Annotated in this window: 1 rRNA gene; it reads right to left on the bottom strand. The window is 54.1% G+C overall.

Going from position 1 to position 1,629, the window contains the following annotated elements:
* Positions 1 to 1,629, bottom strand: a 23S ribosomal RNA gene (locus ACYP5B_RS20220); the annotation flags it as partial.

The raw sequence follows: 1,629 nt of genomic DNA on the forward strand, positions 1-1,629 counted from the left end.
GTCTCGAACGACCCTTCAAGGAGCTCAAGGCTCCAGGGAATCCTCATCTTCAGGCGAGTTTCCCGCTTAGATGCTTTCAGCGGTTATCTCTTCCGTACATAGCTACCCTGCGATGCCTCTGGCGAGACAACAGGTACACCAGCGGTACGTCCACTCCGGTCCTCTCGTACTAGGAGCAGCCCCCGTCAAGATTCCAACGCCCACGGCAGATAGGGACCAAACTGTCTCACGACGTTTTAAACCCAGCTCACGTACCTCTTTAAATGGCGAACAGCCATACCCTTGGGACCGGCTACAGCCCCAGGATGAGATGAGCCGACATCGAGGTGCCAAACACCGCCGTCGATATGAACTCTTGGGCGGTATCAGCCTGTTATCCCCAGAGTACCTTTTATCCGTTGAGCGATGGCCCTTCCATTCAGAACCACCGGATCACTATGTCCTGCTTTCGCACCTGCTCGACTTGTCGGTCTCGCAGTTAAGCACGCTTTTGCCATTGCACTTTAGGTACGATGTCCGACCGTACCAAGCGTACCTTCGAACTCCTCCGTTACACTTTGGGAGGAGACCGCCCCAGTCAAACTGCCTACCATGCACTGTCCCCGATCCGGATTCACGGACCAAGGTTAGAACCTCAAACAAACCAGGGTGGTATTTCAAGGACGGCTCCACGCAGACTAGCGTCCACGCTTCAAAGCCTCCCACCTATCCTACACAGATCGGTTCAAAGTCCAATGCAAAGCTACAGTAAAGGTTCATGGGGTCTTTCCGTCTAGCCGCGGGGAGATTGCATCATCACAAACACTTCAACTTCGCTGAGTCTCGGGAGGAGACAGTGTGGCCATCGTTACGCCATTCGTGCAGGTCGGAACTTACCCGACAAGGAATTTCGCTACCTTAGGACCGTTATAGTTACGGCCGCCGTTTACCGGGACTTCAATCAAGAGCTTGCACCCCATCATTTAATCTTCCGGCACCGGGCAGGCGTCACACCCTATACGTCCACTTTCGTGTTTGCAGAGTGCTGTGTTTTTATTAAACAGTCGCAGCCACCATTTTATTGCAACCCCTTCACCCTCCTGGCGCAGGCCAGTCAAGCTACAAGGGCGTACCTTATCCCGAAGTTACGGTACCAATTTGCCGAGTTCCTTCTCCCGAGTTCTCTCAAGCGCCTTAGAATACTCATCTCGCCCACCTGTGTCGGTTTGCGGTACGGTCTCGTATGACTGAAGCTTAGAGGCTTTTCTTGGAACCACTTCCAATTGCTTCGCAGCACTAGGCCGCTCGCCCCACATCCTTGAATTCCGCGCCCGGATTTGCCTAAGCGCCTTCTCCAATGCAGGGACCGGGACTTCCAACACCCGGACAACCTTCCGCGATCCGTCCCCCCATCGCATCATACGACGGTGCAGGAATATTAACCTGCTTCCCATCAGCTACGCATCTCTGCCTCGCCTTAGGGGCCGACTCACCCTACGCCGATGAACGTTGCGTAGGAAACCTTGGGCTTACGGCGAGGGGGCTTTTCACCCCCTTTATCGCTACTCATGTCAGCATTCGCACTTCTGATACCTCCAGCATCCTTTACAAGACACCTTCACAGGCTTACAGAACGCTCTCCTACCATGC

It is taken from the genome of Cupriavidus sp. 8B, from assembly GCF_054589115.1.